Here is a 658-nt window from a genome sequence, read left to right as displayed (position 1 = left end):
CGCCGCATGCCGAATCTGCTCGACCATCGGCCGGCTGAGGCTCAATTGCCGAGGGACGTCGATGATCGTGGTGATGACGCCAATGTCCTCGCGCTGCCAGACCGCGCCGTGGCGGTCCATGATGGTGCGCATCGGCAGGTTGTCCGAGAGCATCCGCGCGGAGAACCGTTCGACGCCGTCGACGCGGGCCGCCACCGCCAGGGCGTCGATCAGGAAGGTGCCGATGCCGCGGCCCTGGTAGGCGTCGGCGACGGTGAAGGCGATCTCGGCGACCGTCGGGTCGGCCTCGTCGCGAACGAAGCGGGCATCGGCACCTTCCTGATCGACGCCCTGGCGGTGGCGGCCCGCGTCGACGGCGTCGAACGGTTCTCCGCGCGGATGCTCTCGGACAACCTGCCGATGCGCACCATCATGGACCGCCACGGCGCGGTCTGGCAGCGCGAGGACATTGGCGTCATCACCACGATCATCGACGTCCCTCGGCAATTGAGCCTCAGCCGGCCGATGGTCGAGCAGATTCGGCATGCGGCGCGGCAGGTCATGGAGGCGGTCGGCTGACGCGCGGCCCAATCTCCCCGGCGGCGCCCCAATCTCGTGTTATCAACGCAGGATGCGGCCGTTGTGGATGGCACTGGTGGCCCTGCCGGTCGCCGCATGC

2 pseudogenes are annotated in these 658 nt (G+C 69.0%); one reads left to right on the top strand and one right to left on the bottom strand.

From position 1 onward, the window contains the following. A pseudogene (locus A9W95_RS04010) lies at positions 1–312 on the bottom strand (N-acetyltransferase family protein); the annotation flags it as partial. On the opposite strand from A9W95_RS04010, the pseudogene A9W95_RS25930 reads away from it, so the two are divergent. Next, positions 304–558: pseudogene (locus A9W95_RS25930) on the top strand (GNAT family N-acetyltransferase); the annotation flags it as partial. The pseudogenes A9W95_RS04010 and A9W95_RS25930 sit on opposite strands and share 9 nt — an antisense overlap. Positions 559–658: the final 100 nt, after the last annotated feature.

This window comes from Mycobacterium sp. 1423905.2 (genome assembly GCF_001673155.1).
In the GTDB taxonomy this organism is placed as follows: Bacteria; Actinomycetota; Actinomycetes; order Mycobacteriales; family Mycobacteriaceae; genus Mycobacterium.
The sequence above is the reverse complement of the archived record's forward strand: the minus strand, read 5'-3'. Positions and strand labels throughout refer to the sequence as shown.